Annotated in this window: 1 protein-coding gene; it reads right to left on the reverse strand. The window is 58.2% G+C overall.

What is annotated here, in order from left to right; translation table 11 throughout:
* Positions 1–33: 33 nt before the first annotated feature.
* Positions 34–1397, reverse strand: a protein-coding gene (locus tag ACV229_RS40475) for an IS3 family transposase (RefSeq protein ID WP_448088646.1) whose coding sequence is annotated in 2 segments (ribosomal slippage) — positions 34–935 and positions 935–1397 — 1365 coding nt in all. Because the reading frame shifts where the segments join, the coding sequence is not laid out codon by codon here.
* Positions 1398–1448 lie beyond the last annotated feature (51 nt).

The following is a 1448-nucleotide window of genomic DNA, read 5'->3' on the forward strand; positions in this document are numbered from 1 at the left end:
TGAACTGACCCCACGAAGTTGGACAGTTAAAAGCTAGGCGCCCAAGGGCTGAGTTCTGTATTGCACGGGACTCAGCCCTTTCAATTTGAGCTTGATGCGTTCGTGGTTGTAGTAGTGGATGTAGTGATCTAGCGTGTCGCGCAAGTGCTCCACGCAAGTGAAGCGATGCCCCTTGTAGCACTCGGACTTGAGCGTGCCGAAGAAGCTTTCCATCGCGGCATTATCAAGGCAGTTGCCCTTGCGGGACATGCTCTGAACCAGCTTGCGTCGCTTCAATTGCCGGCGAAATGCCGGCATCCGGTACTGCCAGCCTTGATCCGAATGCAATAACGGTTTGTCCTTGCGGCGGAGTTTGGCCAGCGCCTTCTTCAGCATGCCGCTGACCATCTCGAAGCTTGGACGTCGATCCATCTGGTAAGCGACGATCTCGCCGTTGTACAGATCCATCACCGGCGACAGATACAGCTTCTGCCCACCGACATTGAATTCCGTCACATCCGTCACCCACTTCTGGTTGGGCTGCGTCGCACTGAACTGACGTTGCAGCAGGTTAGGGGCGGCTTGGCCAACCTCACCTCGCCAGGATCGGTATTTCTTCGAGCGCACCAAGGACTTCAGCTGCAATTGCTGCATCAGCCTTTGCACGGCCTTGTGGTTCACGAGATGACCGGCCTGCCGAATCGCAGCCGTGACGCGCCGATAGCCGTAGCGCCCCTTGTGGCGTTCGAACACCATACGGATCTTCGCCTTGAGATCAGCATGCCGGTCGTCGGCGTCCAACGTCCTGAGCTGGTAATAGAACGTGCTGCGCGCCAAGCCCGCCACCTTCAGGAGCGTCACCACCGGATGATGCAGCCTGAGCTCACGCACTATTTGCGTTTTTTCTTTTGCGCTGCTTGCTTCTTCGCCTGCAGCAGCGCATCGAGCTTTTTTAGGTAGGCCACCTCCGCGCGCAGATACTCGATTTCTTTGAGCAGTTCTTCGCGCGGGCGAGTGTCCGGCGCTTTAGCTTCGGCGGGTTGGTCGGGCTGGGAGGCTGTCATCTGTCGGAGACGCCCTCGCGGCCGGGGCGTCAAAGCGGTTATACCGTCTTCATCATACAGACGCGCCCAGCGCGCCACGCTACCCGCATCACGAATGTCATACAGCGCTGAGACTTTGCGCAGCGACAGCTCATCGCGCCACATGTGCTGCAACACCCGCAGCTTGAACTGTGCGTCGTAGCTGCTGTACTTGCTCTGCAGCCCCGCTCGGCCATGCGCGCGATACGCCGCCACCCAACGCTGCAGCATCCCGTGATCGATGCCGTGACGGGATGCCAGTGCCTCAAAACCAATATCGCCACGCAGATACGCGTTGACCACCTGCTGCTTGAACTGCTCGTCGTACTTCGTCATGAAAAACACCCCAAAGGTCGGATCGGCGTCCAACTTTTGGGGTGCAGTTCA

It is taken from the genome of Burkholderia sp. MR1-5-21, assembly GCF_053427715.1.